The sequence below is a fragment of the Streptomyces sp. XM83C genome, assembly GCF_023072675.1.
Classification (GTDB): domain Bacteria; phylum Actinomycetota; class Actinomycetes; order Streptomycetales; family Streptomycetaceae; genus Streptomyces; species Streptomyces thermocoprophilus.
This window is the reverse complement of record NZ_JALLGL010000130.1, coordinates 1-16,520: the sequence shown is the minus strand read 5'-3', so window position 1 is coordinate 16,520 and position 16,520 is coordinate 1. Positions and strand designations below refer to the sequence as shown.

Sequence of the window (16,520 nt, the reverse complement as noted above, 5' to 3'; positions counted from 1 at the left end):
GGCTCAAGGGGGACGGCGGGGGTGCAATACGACTGCCACACGGCGTTCATGAAACCGGGCTCGGCGCGTCGTCGTGCCGAGGTCCTACGTCCCGGGGTGGAGGACGGCCCCTTCTCCGGACAGGTGTGAAAACGAGGATCGGACCTTACGCTGGCGGGCATGGTCGCAGTCGAACCCCGTGACACCGCCGCATCCGGTTCCGAAACCGGTGATGCCCTCGCTCCCGGTCGTCCCGCCGAGCCCCCCGAGGAGGGCGTGCTCGGGCGGGCGTACCGGGCGTTGAGCATCGGCGTCGTCTCCGTCGTGCTGCTGATCGCCTTCGAGGCGACGGCCGTCGGTACGGCGATGCCGGTCGCCGCGCACGAGCTGCACGGGGTGTCGCTGTACGCGTTCGCGTTCTCCGGGTACTTCACCACCAGCCTCTTCGGCATGGTGCTCGCCGGGCAGTGGTCCGACCGGCGCGGCCCTCTCGGCGCGCTGACCTGCGGTATCGCCGCGTTCGCCGCGGGGCTGCTGCTGGCCGGGACCGCCGGCGCGATGTGGGTGTTCGTCCTCGGCCGGGCGGTGCAGGGGTTCGGCGGAGGGCTGGTGATCGTCGCCCTGTACGTGGTCGTCGGCCGCGCCTACCCGGAGCGGCTGCGGCCCGCGATCATGGCGGCGTTCGCCGCGAGCTGGGTCGTACCGTCGATCGTCGGGCCGCTGGCCGCCGGTGCCGTCACCGAACACCTGGGCTGGCGTTGGGTGTTCGTCGGCATCCCCGTGCTCGTCGTGCTGCCGATGGCGCTGGCCCTGCCGCAGATACGCCGGCGCGCGGCCGGGCCCGTCGACAGCGGCACCCTCGGCGACAGCGACAGCGACAGCGACAGCGACAGCGACAAGGGCAGCGGCAGCGGCGGCCGTGCCCCGGCCGCGTCCGTCGACCGGCGGCGTATCCGGCTCGCGTTCGCCGTCTCCCTCGGCGCGGGGCTCGTCCAGTACGCCGCCCAGGACCCGACCGGCCTGCTCCCGCTCGCCGCGGGCGTCGCCGGGGCCGCGCTGCTCGTGCCGGCCGTGCGGGGGCTGCTGCCCCGCGGCACATACCGGGCGGCGCGCGGCCTGCCGTCGGTGGTGCTGCTGCGCGGCGTGGCCGCGGGGTCGTTCGTCGCCGCCGAGTCGTTCGTGCCGCTGATGCTGGTCACCGAACGGGGCCTGTCGCCGACCCTCGCCGGGTTCTCGCTGGCCGCGGGCGGCGGGACGTGGGCGCTGGGCTCCTGGGTGCAGTCCCGGCCGCGTGTCGAGCCGTACCGGGAACGGCTCACCACCCTCGGCATGGTGCTCGTCGCGGCGGCCATCGCGACCGCGCCCAGCGTCCTCGTGGACGCGGTGCCGGTGTGGACGGTGGCCGTGGCCTGGGCGTTCGGCTGCTTCGGCATGGGCCTGGTGATCTCCTCCACCAGCGTGCTGCTGCTGAAGCTGTCCGCGCCGGAGGAGGCCGGCACGAACTCGGCCGCGTTGCAGATCTCCGACGGCCTCGCCAATGTCCTGCTCCTCGCGGCGGGCGGCGCCGCCTTCGCGGCTCTCGGCGGGGGCTCCGCGGCGGGCCACACGGTCACGCAGGTCGAGGGCACGGTCTCCCACCCGGCCGCGTTCGCCGCCGTCTTCCTGCCGATGGCCGTGGTGGCGCTGGCGGGGGCCTGGGTGACGACCCGGCTGCGGGAGAAGTGAGCCTGCGGGGGCGGCTGTGACGTGGGTCCCACCCTCGGCGGACGCGGGCCTGTTGGCGCCTCGGGCCGGCCGGGGCGCCGGTAGGGTGGCCCGGTTGTCATACGTAGCCGAGCCCGACCCCCGACGGAGACCGTGACTACCACCGCCGCCAGCTCCAGCACCTCGCACTCGCACCACCTGTCGCCCGCGTTCCCCGGCCGCGCCCCCTGGGGCACCGCCAGCAAGCTGCGCGCCTGGCAGCAGGGCGCGATGGAGAAGTACATCCAGGAGCAGCCGCGCGACTTCCTCGCCGTCGCCACCCCCGGCGCCGGCAAGACGACCTTCGCCCTGACGCTGGCCTCCTGGCTGCTCCACCACCATGTGGTGCAGCAGGTCACGGTCGTCGCACCCACCGAGCATCTGAAGAAGCAGTGGGCGGAGGCCGCCGCCCGCATAGGGATCAAGCTGGACCCCGAGTACAGCGCGGGCCCGCTCGGCCGGGAGTACGACGGGGTCGCCGTCACCTACGCCGGAGTCGGTGTGCGGCCCATGCTGCACCGCAACCGTTCCGAGCAGCGCAAGACCCTCGTGATCCTCGACGAGATCCACCACGCCGGTGACTCCAAGTCGTGGGGCGAGGCCTGCCTGGAGGCGTTCGAGCCCGCCACACGCCGGCTCGCCCTGACCGGTACGCCGTTCCGCTCCGACACCAACCCCATCCCCTTCGTCACGTACGAGGAAGGCCCCGACGGCATCCGCCGCTCCGCCGCCGACTACACCTACGGCTACGGCTCCGCCCTCGCCGACGGCGTCGTCCGCCCGGTGATCTTCCTGTCGTACAGCGGCAACATGCGCTGGCGCACCAAGGCCGGCGACGAGATCGAGGCCCGCCTCGGCGAGCCCATGACCAAGGACGCCATCAGCCAGGCCTGGCGCACCGCGCTCGACCCGCGCGGCGAGTGGATGCCGTCCGTGCTGCGCGCCGCCGACCAGCGGCTCACCGAGGTCCGCAAGTCCATCCCGGACGCCGGTGCCCTCGTCATCGCCTCCGACCAGGAGGCGGCCCGCGCCTACGCCAAGCTCATCCGGGACATCACCGGCCACAAGGCGACCCTCGTCCTGTCCGACGACGCGGGAGCGTCGAAGAAGATCGACGAGTTCAGCGCGGGCGACGACCGGTGGATGGTCGCCGTGCGCATGGTGTCCGAGGGCGTCGACGTGCCGCGCCTCGCGGTCGGTGTGTACGCGACGACGATCTCCACGCCGCTGTTCTTCGCTCAGGCCGTCGGCCGCTTCGTCCGGTCCCGCAGGCGCGGCGAGACGGCGTCCGTGTTCCTGCCGACCGTGCCCGACCTGCTGTCCTTCGCCAACGAGATGGAGCGCGAGCGCGACCACGTCCTCGACAAGCCGAAGAAGGACGGCGAGGAGGACCCGTACGCCGAGTCCGAGAAGGAGATGGAGGAGGCCAACCGGGAGCAGGACGAGGACACCGGCGAGCAGGACATGCTGCCCTTCGAGGCGCTGGAGTCCGACGCCGTCTTCGACCGGGTCATGTACAACGGCGCCGAGTTCGGCATGCAGGCCCACCCGGGCAGCGAGGAGGAGCAGGACTACCTCGGCATCCCCGGTCTGCTGGAGCCCGAGCAGGTGCAGTTGCTGTTGCAGAAGCGGCAGGCCCGGCAGATCGCGCACAGCCGCAAGAAGCCGGCCGAGGAGGCCGACCTGCTGGAGCTCCCCGCCGAGCGCCGGCCCGTCGTCACGCACAAGGAGCTGATGGAGCTGCGCCGGCAGCTCAACACGATGGTCGGCGCGTACGTCCACCAGAGCGGCAAACCGCACGGCGTGATCCACACCGAGCTGCGGCGCGTGTGCGGCGGCCCGCCGAGCGCGGAGGCGACGGCGGGGCAGCTGCGGCAGCGCATCGCCAAGGTGCAGGAGTGGGCGACGCGGATGAAGTGACGCCGCAGGCACCCCGGTCCTCGCGCGGGCCGTGGCGCCTGCGGGGCGAGTGGTGCCGAGGGGGCCCGGGTGCCCGTGGGGGCGCCCGGTGGGCCCGTTGCCGGTGGTGAGACGGTCAATCGGGCGCCGTACGTTTCGGGGCAAACCCAGATAGGCCGGTACTGGTCCTTGACCGGATTCTGGACGGAGCCTTCCGCTGAGCGAACCTGCTTCGCTACTGTCCCGCTACGCACACGCCCCGTGGCAGCGCCGCCGCGGAGCGCAGCCGTGAAGCGACCGGTCCGGAGCGCACCCGGATCGTCACCGATCGGCGGCCTCTGACGCGCGTCGCCGTACGGGACTCGGCGACGCAGAACCCTCGTGCCGGGGCCGCCGACCTCACCACCAGGAGGAGTGGGCGTCGTGACCGCGGAGACCTCTCAGACGCTCGACCGGGGACTGCGCGTCCTCAAGCTGCTGGCCGACACGGACCACGGGCTGACCGTCACCGAGCTTTCCAACAAACTGGGCGTGAACCGGACCGTGGTGTACCGGCTGCTCGCCACCCTGGAACAGCACGCGCTGGTACGGCGCGATCTGGGCGGGCGTGCCCGCGTGGGCCTCGGCGTGCTGCGGCTGGGCAGGCAGGTGCATCCCCTGGTACGGGAGGCCGCGCTGCCCGCGCTGCGGTCGCTGGCCGAGGACATCGGCGCGACGGCGCATCTGACGCTGGTGGACGGCTCCGAGGCGCTGGCCGTGGCAGTCGTGGAGCCGACCTGGACCGACTACCACGTCGCCTACCGGCCAGGGTTCCGCCACCCGCTGGACCGGGGCGCGGCCGGCCGGGCGATCCTCGCCGCGCGGGCCCACCCCCTGGGCGACCCCGGCTACACCCTCACCCACGGCGAGCTGGAGGCCGGCGCGTGCGGCGCGGCGGCGCCCCTGCTGGGGGTGACCGGCGTCGAGGGCAGCGTGGGCGTGGTGATGCTGGCCGACGCCGTGCCCGAGCGTGTCGGACCGCGCGTGGTCGATGCGGCCCGGGAGGTCGCGGAGGCGCTGCGCTGACGCGGGCGCGGCCTCAGGCCGCCGTGTCCGGGCCCGGCTCGGCCAGGGCGCGCAGTTGCAGCCACAGCACCAGCCGCTCGTCGGGATCGTCGAGGTCGATGCCCGCCTGCTGCTGCACCTGGCGCAGCCGGTACCGGCAGGTGTTGGGGTGGACGGCGAGTCGGCGTGCCGCGCCCGCCATGTCGCAGCCCGCGTCGAACCAGCTCAGCAGGGTCCGGGCGTGCTCGGTGCCGTGCTCGGCGTCGTAGGCCAGCACCCTGCGCCAGGCGCCGCCCGCGCTCAGCTCCCGGTGCTCGGCCATGAGTTCCCGCAGCCGCAGCAGCACCACCCGCGGCCGTGCCTCGTCGATCGACGCGACCGGCACGTCCGGCCCGAGCACCCGCAGCACCAGGTCGGCGTCCCTGCGGGAGTCCGCCGCGCCCGCCGCGTCGGGCACCAGTTCGCCCAGCGCCGCCCGCACCGGCACCCGCAGTGCCTGCCCGGCCCGCGCCACGATGTCCTCGGCGAGCGCGCGATGTCGTGCGCCCGGCGCGGGCAGTAGCGCGTACACCACCCCGTCGACCAGGACGCACGCGTGCCGCCCGTAGCGCACCTCGCACTGGAGGCGTACGACGTCCAGCAGGCGCAGGGCGGTGCGCTCGGCGTCCGGTGCGCTCGCCGGGGCGTCCGGCACGAACGCCGCGACCCGCACCGCGCCGTCCAGGCCCAGCCGGTTCGCGGCCGTGGCGGCGTCCGCCGTGCCTTCCAGCAGGCGGCGCATGAGGTCGCCGCTGAGGTGCCGGGTCAGCTCCTGCGCGGCGCGGGCCCTGAGCAGCAGCAGCGCCGCCGTGGAGGCGCCCCGTGCGAGGGTGTCCTCCGCGTCGGGGGCGAGGCTGCCGGAGTCGACCACCCAGATCGAGCCGAGGGTCTCGCCGCCCGCCCGGACGGCGACCGCCAGCCTGGGCAGCTGGTCGTCGGCCAGCGCGGGCAGCCGGAGCGGGCCGTCGGCGGCGAGCAGCTGCCGGTACTGGTCGGTGTTGTCCACGCTGGACGGCACCTGGAGGCCGAGGATGCCCTGCCTGCGGTCCTCGTCGACGGGCTGGCCCGGCACCGTCGAATAGGCCAGGATGCGCTGACGCGGGTCCTCCACCGCTGTCGCCCCGCCTGCCGCCGCCGCGATCGCGTCCGCCAGCGCGAACAGGTCACCGCGCCCGCCCGCGGTGAGGGCGGGCCGGGCGCCCGCGGCGGACGCGAGCAGCAGATGCACGTGATGCCAGGCCGCGTCCTCGCCGACCGACAGCAGCGCCACCCCGTGCGCCTCCGCGTCGGCGGGGGAGTGGCCGTCCGAGCCGCGCACCACCACGCCCGTCATCCCGGCCTCCGCCGCAGCCGCCAGCACCGGCCCGGCGTCGTCCGGCCGCACCCCCACCGCCAGCAGCAGCGCGCCCGGCACGCGGGGGAGCGGGGCGTGGGCGTCGTACAGCAGCGCCTCGGTGACCGGGGCGGTGAGCCCGCGCGGCGCGGCCACGAGCCGGACGGGGCCGTCGACGGCGTCCAGCAGGTCGCCGAGGGTGCAGACGTCCATCGGGTTCCGTTCGTGGGATTCACCAGGAGGAGAGGGCACCGGTAGTTCCGTGAAAGTACGAAACGTCCCGTCGAAGCATTGGCCGATCCCTCAATGACCGTACGTCGTCCTTGTCGGAGCCCACAACCCGCGGCCCGTGCCCGGCCCGCACACTCGTGCCATGACCCTCGCACCCGCTCCGGCTCCCGTTCGCAGCGTCCGTGACGTGGCGTCCCTCGCCGCCGTGGCCGCCTACTTCAGCGATGTCTGGCAGACCCCTCGCACCGCCCCGCCGTTCCCGGCGGAGGTGCTGAAGAGCCTGGTTCACGCGGGCGGCGCCGTCCACGCGGCCGAGACGGACGGGCGGCTCGTGGGCGCGGCGGTCGCCGTGTCCGGGCCGGACGGCCAGACGTACTCCCTGGTCGCCGCCGCCGAGCGCGGCCTCGGCCACCGGGTGAAGGAGGCTCAGCGCGCCTGGGCGCTGGAGCGCGGCGCCCGCGTCATGCGCTGGACGTTCGACCCGCTCGTCGGCCGCAACGCCCGCTTCAACCTGGTCAAGCTGGGCGCGGTCGCCGCGGAGTACCTCGTCGACTTCTACGGCCCGATGTCGGACGGCGTGAACAGCGGCGACGAGAGCGACCGGCTGACGGTGACCTGGGATCTGACCGTGCCCGCACCGGCGTACGACGAGCGCGACACCGCGGACGGGCGCGAGGACGCGGACCGGGCCTCGGCCCCCGTGGTCGCCACCGCGCCCGACGGCGGGCCGCTCGCCCACCGGGACGGCGACCGGCGCCTGTGGTGCCGTGTCCCCGACGACATCGTGCGGCTGCGCGCCGCCGACCCGGTGCTGGCGCTGCGCTGGCGGTACGCCGTGCGGGAGGTGTTCACCGGGGCGTTCGAGCAGGGCTTCGCCGCGACCGGCATGTCCCGCGACGGCTGGTACACGCTGACCCGCACCGGGACCGGGGCCGGCGGGGAGGGCGCGACCGCATGAAGCTGGAGCGCGTCGAGATCGTGCACGTGGCGATCCCCCTCGTCACCCCCTTCCGTACGTCCTTCGGGACGATGACGGACAAGGACACCTTCCTGCTGCACGTCGTCACCGACGAGGCGGAGGGCTGGTCGGAGTTCGCCGCCGACCCCGAGCCCCGCTACTGCTCCGAGTTCACCGCCGGCGCCGAACTGGTGCTGCGGGACTTTCTGGTGCCGCGGGCCGCCGCCCTGCCCCGGCTGACCGCCGCCGCGCTGGGCCCCGCCCTCGCCGGCGTCAAGGGGCACGAGCTGGCGAAGGCGGCGCTGGAGACGGCGGTCCTGGACGCGGAGCTGCGGTCGTACGGCATGCCGCTGGCGGCGTATCTCGGCGCGGTCCGCGACCGGGTCCCGGCGGGTGTCTCGGTCGGCATCAAGGACTCCGTCCCCGCGCTGCTGGACGACGTCGAGCGGTATCTCGCCGAGGGGTACGTCCGGATCAAGCTGAAGATCGAACCGGGCTGGGATCTGGCGCCCGTCCGGGCCGTGCGTGAGCGGTTCGGGGCCGAGCTGCCGCTCCAGGTCGACGCCAACACCGCGTACACCCTCGCCGACGCGGAGCATCTGCGGCGCCTGGACGAGTTCGGGCTGCTGCTGATCGAGGAGCCCCTCGACGAGAACAACCTGTACGCCCACGCCCGGCTCCAGCAGCGGCTGGCCACGCCCGTCTGTCTGGACGAGTCCCTGCACAACGCTCGCGACACCGCGTCCGCGATCGCGCTGGACGCCTGCCGCGTCGTCAACATCAAACCGGCCCGCGTCGGCGGCTACCTGGAGGCGCGTCGCGTGCACGACGTGGCGTCCGCGCACGGCGTGCCCGTGTGGTGCGGCGGCATGCTGGAGACCGGCATCGGTCGCGCCCCGAACCTGGCGCTGGCCGCGCTGCCCGGGTTCACGCTGCCCGGCGACACCTCCGCGTCCGCCCGCTACTTCGCCGAGGACATCACCGAGCCGTTCGTGCTGGACGACGGGCATCTGCCGGTGCCGACGGGCCCCGGCATCGGCGTCGAGCCCCTCCCGGACGCCCTGCGCCGCTTCACGCGGGAGCGGCGGGATCTGTACGTGAGGTGAGGGGCGGCCGGCGGCGGGCGCGACGCCCCGTGCGCCGTGCCCGGCCGACGGCCGGGACGGAGGCGCTGCGACCGGTATCCGGCCGGGACGGAGGCGCTGCGACCGGAAGCCGTCGGGACGGAGGCTCCGCGACCGGCACCCGTCGGGACGGAGGGTTCCGCGACCGGCACCCGTCGGGACGGAGGGTTCCGCGACCGGCGCCCGGCCGGGACGGAGGCCCGTCACCTGGCGCTCGGCCCGTCCCGCCCCTCACGTTAGATTGACCCCGTGCTCTCTCGCCTCTCACGCCCCCAGGCCCTGGCCGTCTGCGGTCTGCCCGTCGCGGCCCTGATCGCCACGGCGGCCTTCGCCCCGCTGCCGTTCGTGCTGGCGCAGCCCGGGATGACGGCGAACGTGCTGGGCGACAACAAGGGCACCCCGGTGATCACCATTTCTGGTGCGCCGACCCGGCGGACCAGCGGCGAGCTGCGGATGGTCACCATCGAGGCGACGCCGCCGGACGCGCGGATCTCGCTCGGCGATGTCGTGGACGGCTGGTTCGCGAAGGACCGGGCGGTCATGCCGGTCGACTCGGTGTACCCCGGCGGGGGCGATCTGAAGGAGATCGAGCAGCACAACACGCGGGAGATGGAGGAGTCGCAGAGCCGGGCGACCTCCGCCGCGCTGGGCTACCTGCGCCTCAGCGAGAAGGACGTCAAGGTCGATCTGACGCTGGAGGACGTCGGCGGGCCCAGCGCCGGGCTGCTGTTCTCGCTGGGCATCATCGACAAGCTGGACGGCGACGGCAGCGGCGGCGACCTCACCGGCGGCCGGGTCATCGCCGGCACGGGCACGATCAGCCCGGACGGCAAGGTCGGCGCCGTCGGCGGCGTCGCGCTGAAGACGCAGGCCGCGCGGCGGGACGGGGCGACGGTGTTCCTCGTGCCGAAGGCCGAGTGCGACGACGCGAAGGCGGAGCTGCCGAAGGGGCTGCGGCTCGTGCCGGTCACGACGCTGAAGGGCGCGGTCGACGCCCTGGTCGCGCTGGCGAAGGGCAAGGGCACGGTCCCCAGCTGCTGACGGCGGCCGTACAGCCGTACGGCACGGTGTACGGCCGTACGGCTACACGGCGAGCGCCGGCTCGGACGTGCGAGGTGCCGCCCGCCGCGGCCCGCCGCCCCTCCGCCCCCGCTGCGCTCGCCGCCCCTCCGGCTCCCGCGGCGCCCCTACTTCACGAACCCCTCCTTCTTCATCCAGTCCAGCGCCACCTGATGCGGGTCCTCCCCGTCCACGTCCACCTTGGCGTTCAGCTCCTGCGCCACGGCGTTCGTCAGCTTCGCCGTCACCGGGTCGAGGACCTTAGTGATCGCCGGCCACTGCTTCAGCGTCTGCGCGTTGATCACGGGGGCCGCGTTGTAGTTGGGGAAGAAGTGCCGGTCGTCGTCCATCACCACCAGGTGCATGGACTTGATCCGCCCGTCGGTGGTGAACACCTCGCCGAAGGTGCACTTCCCCTTCTCGGTCTGCGTGTAGATGATCCCGGTGTCCATCTGCGTGACGTTCTTCGCCGGGATCTTCATGCCGTACGCCTTCTCCATGCCCGGCAGCCCGTCGGCGCGGTTGGCGAACTCGCTCTCCACGCACAGCGTCACCGCGCCCGGGTCGCGTTTGGCGAGGGCGGCCACGTCGGACAGGGTCTTCGTGCCGTACTTCTTGAAGTTGGCCTCGTTCATGGCCAGCGCGTACGTGTTGTTCAGGGCCGCGGGCGGCAGCCACGCCACCCCCTGGCCGCGGTCGGCGTCACGCACCGCCTCCCACTGCTTGTGCGGGTCGGCGATGGGCTTGTCGTTGCCCTGATACGTGATCCACGCGGTGCCCGTGTACTCGTACATGGCGTCCGCGTCACCGCTCCGGATCGCCTCGCGTCCGCCGATGGAGCCCTGGATGCCGGTCCGGTCGACGACGTCCGCGCCGGCGGCCTGCAGCGCGATGCCCATCATCGCGCCCATGATCAGGCTCTCCGTGAACGACTTCGACGTCACCGTCAGATGGGCGCCCTTCAGCGGCTCGCCCTGCCCGATCGAGCCGGGCTCCACATCGTCGGTCATGGGGGAGCCGCTGGTCAGGCCGCACGCCGCGAGCAATGCGCCCGCCAGCAGCACGCCCACCGTCCCGGTGCCCGCCGTCCGCCTCACGAGCCCGCCTCCAGTCCGCGGGGCCGCAGCAGCAGCTCGGCCAGGGACGCCAGCCAGTCCACCAGCAGCGCCAGCGCCACGGTGAGGATCGAGCCGAGCACCAGCACCGGCATCCGCTGCGTGGTGATGCCGGTCGTGATCAGCACCCCGAGCCCGCCGCCCCCGCCGAACGTCGCCAGCGTCGCCGTACCGACGTTGAGCACCAGCGCCGTGCGCACACCGGCCAGGATCAGCGGCACCGCCAGCGGCAGCTCCACCCGCAGCAGCACACCCAGCGGGGACATGCCGATCCCGCGCGCCGCCTCCAGCAGGGTCGGGTCGTTGGCGTCCAGGCCGGCGATGGTGTTCGACAGCACCGGCAGCACGGCGTAGGCGATGATCCCGATCAGCGCCGCCCGGCGGCCGATGCCCAGCCAGATCACCAGCAGCGCCAGCAGGCCGATCGCCGGGGTGGCCTGCCCGATGTTGGCCAGGGCCATCGCGACGGGCGTGGCCTTGCGGAACGTGGGCCGGGTCAGCAGGATGCCCAGCGGGATCGCGATGATCAGCACGAAGAACGTGGAGATCACCGTCAGCTGCACGTGCTGCCACAACGCCTTCGTCACCTGCCCGTTCGACAGGGCGTTCTCGCTGATCGGGTCCAGGTCGGCCTGGTCGAACCACAGCCACGTCGCCAGCAGCAGCAGGACCAGCGCCGCCGGCAGGAACGTCAGCTTCCGCCAGCCGATGCGGGGCCTGCGCGGCGCGGGCGCGGGGGCCGACGGTTCCGGCTGTTCCTCGTCCGTGCCGTCCGGGAGCAGTTCCGGGGCGCTCACGCCTTCTGCCCTCCCGCCCCGCCCTCCTGCTCGGCGTGGGTCTGCGCCGCGCGGATCTCCTCCAGGTCGTGCCGGTGCTCCATGGCGTCCAGCCGGTCGGCCTCCAGCAGTTCGTGCACCGAGTTCATCAGCGTCTCCATGTCGACGACGCCCTCGTACTCGCCGCGCCGCCCGGTCACCGCGACCCGGCCCGCGTTGTCCGTCAGCACCGCCTCCAGCGCGTCCCGCAGGGTGGCGTCCCGGGTCACCGTGTCGTGCACCAGCGTGCCCGCGCGGGCCAGGGAGCCGCGCGCCCGCATCAGATCGCCGCGCCGCAGCCACTTGTAGGGGCGGCGGCGCCGGTCCAGCAGCAGGATCTCGTTGGTGCCGCTGGAGCGCAGCAGCAGGAAGATCTCCTGGAGCGGCGTGTCCACGGTCACCGTCGGATAGTCCGTGATCCCCACGTCCCGTACGCGGGTCAGGTTCAGCCGCTTCAGCGCCGCGCCGGCGCCGACGAAACCGGAGACGAAGTCGTCGGCCGGGTTGGTCAGGATCGCCTCCGGGGTGTCGAACTGGGCGATGTGCGAGCGTTCCCGCAGCACGGCGATCCGGTCGCCCAGCTTGATCGCCTCGTCGAAGTCATGGGTGACGAACACGATCGTCTTGTGCAGCTCGTGCTGGAGCCTGATCAGCTCGTCCTGGAGGTGGTCGCGGGTGATCGGATCGACCGCGCCGAACGGTTCGTCCATCAGCAGCACCGGCGGGTCCGCTGCCAGCGCCCGCGCCACGCCCACACGCTGCTGCTGACCGCCGGAGAGCTGGCGCGGATAGCGGCCGTGGAACTCGCCGGGGTCCAGACCGACCAGGTCCAGCAGCTCCTCCACACGGGAGGCGATCCGCGCCCGGGACCAGCCGATCATCTTCGGTACGAGGGCGATGTTCTGCGCGACCGTCATGTGCGGGAACAGCCCGGCCGACTGGATCGCGTACCCGACCTTGCGGCGCAGCTTCACCGGGTCGATGTCGGTGACGTCCTCGCCGCCGATGCGGATCCGGCCGCCGCTCGGCTCGATCAGCCGGTTGATCATCTTCAGGGTGGTGGACTTCCCGCAGCCCGACGGCCCCACGAAGATCACCGTCTCGCCGGCCTTGATCTCCATGGACACGTTGTCCACGGCCGGCTGCGGGCTGCCGGGATACTTCTTGGTCAGGTTCTCCAGCTCGATGGAGGCCCCGTGACCGTCGGAGGGGGCCTGCTCCTCCGCCGGGGCCTGCCCGTCGGCTGTCTTCTGCGGCGCGGTGTCAGACACGGATCCCCCTGGGAATGGTCAGACGCCCGATCAGCACATACCCGGCGTCGAACAGCAGAGCGAGGATGATGATCCCGAGGGTGCCCGCCAGCACCTGGTTCAGCGCGTTCGCGCTGCCCAGCGAGGCGAGCCCGCGGAAGATCTCATTGCCCAGGCCCGGCCCGGACGCGTACGCGGCGATCGCGGCGATGCCCATCAGCATCTGCGTGGAGACCCGGATGCCCGTCAGGATGGGCGGCCACGCCAGCGGCAGTTCCACCCGCAGCAGCCGCGCCGCCCCCGACATGCCGATCCCGCGCGCCGCGTCCACCAGCGTCGGATCCACCCCGCGCAGACCCACGATCGAGTTCCGCACGATCGGCAGCAGCCCGTACAGCGTCAGCGCGATCACCGTCGGCGGCACACCCAGACCCACGATCGGCACCAGCAGACCGATCATGGCGAGCGACGGGATCGTCAGAATCGTGGAGGTCGCCGTGGTGGCGAGATTGCCCGCCCAGTTGCTGCGGTACGTCACCACACCGATCAGCACACCGATCAGCGTCGCCAGCACCATGCACTGGAACACGGCGCTGGCGTGCTGCCAGGCGTCGGCCAGCAACTGCTCGTGGCGACTGCTCAGGTACTCCCAGAAGTTCAAGCGCGGGCACCCCCTGACGGGTCAGGTCCGGTCCCGGACCTCCGCCGCCTGCTCCACCAGCGGGATGATCCGCAGCGGAACGGGGTTCTCCATCACGATCGCGGTGGAAGCCCGGACAATCCCATCGAACCCGACGACCCGGTCGATCACACGCTGGAGATCCGCGTTGGAGCGGGCCACCAGACGGCACAGCATGTCCCCGCTGCCGGTCGTCGTGTGCAGCTCCAGCACCTCCGGCACGGTCGCCAAGTGCGCCCGTACATCGGCCCCTTGGCCCTGCCGGATCTGCAAGGTCGCGAACGCCGTCACCGGATAGCCGAGCGCCGCCGGATCGACCTCGGGACCGAATCCGCGGATGACTCCGTTCGACTGAAGCCGGTCCAGCCGCGCCTGCACCGTCCCGCGCGCCACACCCAGGCGCCGGGACATCTCCAGCACCCCGATCCGCGGCTCCCGCGCCAACAGCACGATGATCCGCCCGTCCAGATGATCGATCGCCACGAGGACCCGCCTCCCCAGGTGGTCATCCTGTACAGAAAGCCCGCCGATACCGCCGTACCAGTGAGCAGATTGCCCAGTCGGGGCGCAAACTATTGCGCACCTTGCAGAGCGGGTCCAGTCTGCGGCCATGACGCAGACCACACACCGCACTCCCGACACGACCGCCCGGCAGGACGACCCCTTCCCGGTCAAGGGAATGGACGCGGTCGTCTTCGCCGTGGGCAACGCCAAGCAGGCGGCGCACTACTACTCCACCGCCTTCGGCATGAAGCTCGTCGCGTACTCCGGACCGGAGAACGGCAGCCGAGAGACGGCCAGTTACGTGCTGGAGAACGGCTCCGCCCGGTTCGTGTTCACCTCCGTGATCAAGCCGACGACCGACTGGGGCCGCTTCCTCGCCCGGCACGTCGCCGACCACGGCGACGGCGTCATCGACCTCGCCATCGAGGTGCCCGACGCGCGCGCCGCGTACGCCTACGCCGTCGAGCAGGGCGCGAAGAGCATCGCCGAGCCGTACGAGCTGAAGGACGAGCACGGCACCGTCGTCCTCGCCGCGATCGCCACCTACGGCGAGACCCGCCACACCCTCGTCGAGCGCTCCGGCTACGACGGCCCCTACCTGCCCGGCTACGTCGCCGCGAAGCCGATCGTCGAACCGCCCGCGCAGCGCACCTTCCAGGCCATCGACCACTGCGTCGGCAACGTCGAACTCGGCAAGATGGACGAGTGGGTGGCCTTCTACAACAAGGTCATGGGCTTCACCAACATGAAGGAGTTCGTCGGCGACGACATCGCCACCGAGTACTCCGCGCTCATGTCGAAGGTCGTCGCCGACGGCACCCTGAAGGTGAAGTTCCCGCTCAACGAGCCGGCCATCGCCAAGAAGAAGTCCCAGATCGACGAGTACCTGGAGTTCTACGGCGGCCCCGGCTGCCAGCACATCGCGCTGAACACCAACGACATCGTGGCCACCGTCCGCACGATGTGCGCCGCCGGCGTGGAGTTCCTCGACACCCCGGACTCCTACTACGACACCCTCGGCGAATGGGTCGGCGAGACCCGCGTCCCCATCGACACCCTGCGCGAGCTGAAGATCCTCGCCGACCGCGACGAGGACGGCTACCTGCTCCAGATCTTCACCAAGCCGGTCCAGGACCGCCCGACCGTCTTCTTCGAGATCATCGAACGCCACGGCTCCATGGGCTTCGGCAAGGGCAACTTCAAGGCCCTGTTCGAGGCCATCGAGCGCGAGCAGGCCAAGCGCGGCAACCTGTAGGACCCGAAAGGGCCCCACACGCAGGACCCGCAAAAGCCCGCGGACCCCTGGGGCCCGCCAGGGCCTTCGGGGTCACCCCTCGGGCGGGCCGTCCGGTGACGGCTCGCCCAGGGCCCGCAGAGCCGCCCGCGCCTGCGGGGCGTGCAGCACGGAGAAGTACGGGTTGATCCGCAGCGCCTCCTGAAGATGCCTGCGCGCCGGCCCGTACCGCTTCAACGACCGCTCGATCATCCCCCGGTGATACGCGTACGGCGCGCTGCGCACCGTACCGCCGTGCTCCTTGTCCGTGGCGATCACCGCGAACCGCAGCGCCTCCTCGTCCGAGCCCGCCCGGTGCAGCGCCCACCCCAGCGCGTCCGCCACCTCGATCCCCGGCTGCCGCCGCCACTCCGCCCGCAGCAGCCCCACCGCCGTCGCCGGATCACCGTGGTCCGCCTCGAACCGGCCCAGCACCAGATCCCCGTCGACGCCGCCCGCCGCGTGCTGCCGCACCAGCGCCCGCAACAGGTCGTACTGGACCCGCGCCGCGTCCCGCAGCCCCAGCGACTCGTACAGCTCACCCAGCTCCAGCGCGTACCCCGGATCCGGCCGCCGCTCCAGTGCCACCCGGTACATGCTCAACGCCTCCGACGACCGCCCCAGCGCCGCCAGCACCCGGCCCTGCCCGGCCTGCGCCGCCCGCTGGTCCGGGTCGATCCGCACCGCCGCCCGGAAATGCCGCAGCGCGTCCGGGAGATCACCGCGCTCCCACGCCAGCTCGCCCGCCCGCTCCAGATACGCCGCCCGCTCCGCCGGCGCACCCGCCGCGGCAGCCGCGTCCGACAGCGCCGCCGCCGCGTCCTCCCGCCACCCCCGCTCCCGGTACACGGCCGCCGCCCGCGCCTGCACCGCCGGCCCCGAGTGCAGGTCGGTCAGCTTGTCCAGCGCCCGCCCGGCGCCCTTGCAGTCGCCGAGCCCGGTCAGCGCCTCGATCAGCAGCGGATACGACCGCCAGCCTTTCGGCCGCTCCTTCAGCGCGGCCTCCGCGTGCTCACGCGCGGCACGGAAGTCACGCCGCGCCAGCGCCAGCGCCGCCAGCCCGTCCGACGCGTCCGGGTTCCGCTTCGGCGCGACCCGCAGCGAGCGGCGCAGCGCGTCCTCCGCCTTCGAAAACAGCGCCGCCTCCGCCGTGCGCCGGGCCTGCTCGACATAGGCCGAGCCGAGCAGCGCCCACGACTTCGCGTCCTTCGGGTGGTCGCGCAGATACGCCTCCTGCTCGCCGATCAGCACCGTCAGATCCGGCAGCGCGGCCGGCACGCCCGCGGTCAGCGCCGCCCGCGCCTGCGGTCCCGGCGCCGCCGCGACCGGCCGCTCGGGCGGCTCGGCAGGCAGGAACATCAGCACGCCGCCCAGCACCAGACACCCGGCCAGCGCACCCGACAGCAGCCAGGTCCGCCGGGAACCGCGCCGCCAGGGGGAGGGCCGGGGGCTGTCCGGGGCCTGTCTCTTATCAC

Annotated in this window: 14 protein-coding genes; 7 read left to right on the top strand and 7 right to left on the bottom strand. The window is 72.9% G+C overall.

What is annotated here, in order from left to right:
* The first annotated feature begins 159 nt into the window (after window positions 1-159).
* The 3 genes from MTQ10_RS16450 to MTQ10_RS16440 all read left to right on the top strand — a co-directional run bounded on the left by MTQ10_RS16450 (window position 160) and on the right by MTQ10_RS16440 (window position 4,686).
* Window positions 160-1,704 carry an MFS transporter gene (locus tag MTQ10_RS16450; RefSeq protein WP_247468613.1) on the top strand — a complete coding sequence of 515 codons (1,545 nt, stop codon included), beginning with the start codon at window positions 160-162 and terminating at the stop codon, window positions 1,702-1,704.
* Window positions 1,705-1,836: 132 nt separating this feature from the next.
* Window positions 1,837-3,642, top strand: coding sequence for a DEAD/DEAH box helicase (locus tag MTQ10_RS16445; protein ID WP_247468610.1), 1,806 nt, complete (start codon window positions 1,837-1,839; stop codon window positions 3,640-3,642).
* Window positions 3,643-4,044: 402 nt separating this feature from the next.
* Window positions 4,045-4,686 (top strand): IclR family transcriptional regulator, encoded by a 642-nt coding sequence (locus tag MTQ10_RS16440; RefSeq protein ID WP_247468607.1) that lies wholly within the window; start codon window positions 4,045-4,047, stop codon window positions 4,684-4,686.
* Window positions 4,687-4,699: 13 nt separating this feature from the next.
* Here MTQ10_RS16440 and MTQ10_RS16435 read toward each other — a convergent pair whose 3' ends face one another.
* On the bottom strand, window positions 4,700-6,250 hold the full coding sequence (locus MTQ10_RS16435) for a PucR family transcriptional regulator (protein ID WP_247468605.1): 1,551 nt from the start codon (window positions 6,248-6,250) through the stop codon (window positions 4,700-4,702).
* 160 nt (window positions 6,251-6,410) lie between these two features.
* On the opposite strand from MTQ10_RS16435, the gene MTQ10_RS16430 reads away from it, so the two are divergent.
* The 3 genes from MTQ10_RS16430 (at window position 6,411) to MTQ10_RS16420 (ending at window position 9,391) form a co-directional block, all read left to right on the top strand.
* Window positions 6,411-7,226: a chorismate synthase gene (locus MTQ10_RS16430; protein ID WP_247468602.1), complete on the top strand. Its 816-nt coding sequence runs from the start codon at window positions 6,411-6,413 to the stop codon at window positions 7,224-7,226.
* On the top strand, window positions 7,223-8,332 hold the full coding sequence (gene menC, locus MTQ10_RS16425) for an o-succinylbenzoate synthase (protein ID WP_247468600.1): 1,110 nt from the start codon (window positions 7,223-7,225) through the stop codon (window positions 8,330-8,332). Before MTQ10_RS16430 ends, menC begins: the two co-directional genes overlap by 4 nt.
* Window positions 8,333-8,599: 267 nt before the next feature.
* A complete protein-coding gene (locus MTQ10_RS16420; RefSeq protein WP_247468598.1) occupies window positions 8,600-9,391 on the top strand; it encodes a S16 family serine protease in 792 nt (263 codons plus the stop codon).
* A 146-nt stretch (window positions 9,392-9,537) separates the two neighbouring features.
* On the opposite strand, the gene MTQ10_RS16415 is transcribed toward MTQ10_RS16420, so the two are convergent.
* The 5 genes from MTQ10_RS16415 to MTQ10_RS16395 all read right to left on the bottom strand — a co-directional run bounded on the left by MTQ10_RS16415 (window position 9,538) and on the right by MTQ10_RS16395 (window position 13,751).
* On the bottom strand, window positions 9,538-10,419 hold the full coding sequence (locus tag MTQ10_RS16415; RefSeq protein ID WP_308404575.1) for a glycine betaine ABC transporter substrate-binding protein: 882 nt from the start codon (window positions 10,417-10,419) through the stop codon (window positions 9,538-9,540).
* An 83-nt stretch (window positions 10,420-10,502) separates the two neighbouring features.
* Entirely contained in the window at window positions 10,503-11,321 is an 819-nt protein-coding gene (locus MTQ10_RS16410; RefSeq protein WP_374117619.1) for an ABC transporter permease, read from the bottom strand.
* Window positions 11,318-12,610, bottom strand: coding sequence for a betaine/proline/choline family ABC transporter ATP-binding protein (locus tag MTQ10_RS16405; RefSeq protein ID WP_374117618.1), 1,293 nt, complete (start codon window positions 12,608-12,610; stop codon window positions 11,318-11,320). Before MTQ10_RS16405 ends, MTQ10_RS16410 begins: the two co-directional genes overlap by 4 nt.
* Complete coding sequence (locus MTQ10_RS16400; RefSeq protein WP_247468577.1) at window positions 12,603-13,250, bottom strand: ABC transporter permease; 648 nt, start codon at window positions 13,248-13,250, stop codon at window positions 12,603-12,605. Before MTQ10_RS16400 ends, MTQ10_RS16405 begins: the two co-directional genes overlap by 8 nt.
* Window positions 13,251-13,271: 21 nt before the next feature.
* Window positions 13,272-13,751 (bottom strand): Lrp/AsnC family transcriptional regulator, encoded by a 480-nt coding sequence (locus MTQ10_RS16395; RefSeq protein WP_247468574.1) that lies wholly within the window; start codon window positions 13,749-13,751, stop codon window positions 13,272-13,274.
* A gap of 127 nt (window positions 13,752-13,878) precedes the next feature.
* On the opposite strand from MTQ10_RS16395, the gene hppD reads away from it, so the two are divergent.
* Complete coding sequence (hppD, locus tag MTQ10_RS16390; RefSeq protein WP_247468571.1) at window positions 13,879-15,027, top strand: 4-hydroxyphenylpyruvate dioxygenase; 1,149 nt, start codon at window positions 13,879-13,881, stop codon at window positions 15,025-15,027.
* Window positions 15,028-15,099: 72 nt separating this feature from the next.
* Here the strand turns inward: hppD and MTQ10_RS16385 are convergent, their stop codons facing one another.
* A complete protein-coding gene (locus MTQ10_RS16385; RefSeq protein ID WP_247468616.1) occupies window positions 15,100-16,452 on the bottom strand; it encodes a tetratricopeptide repeat protein in 1,353 nt (450 codons plus the stop codon).
* Window positions 16,453-16,520 lie beyond the last annotated feature (68 nt).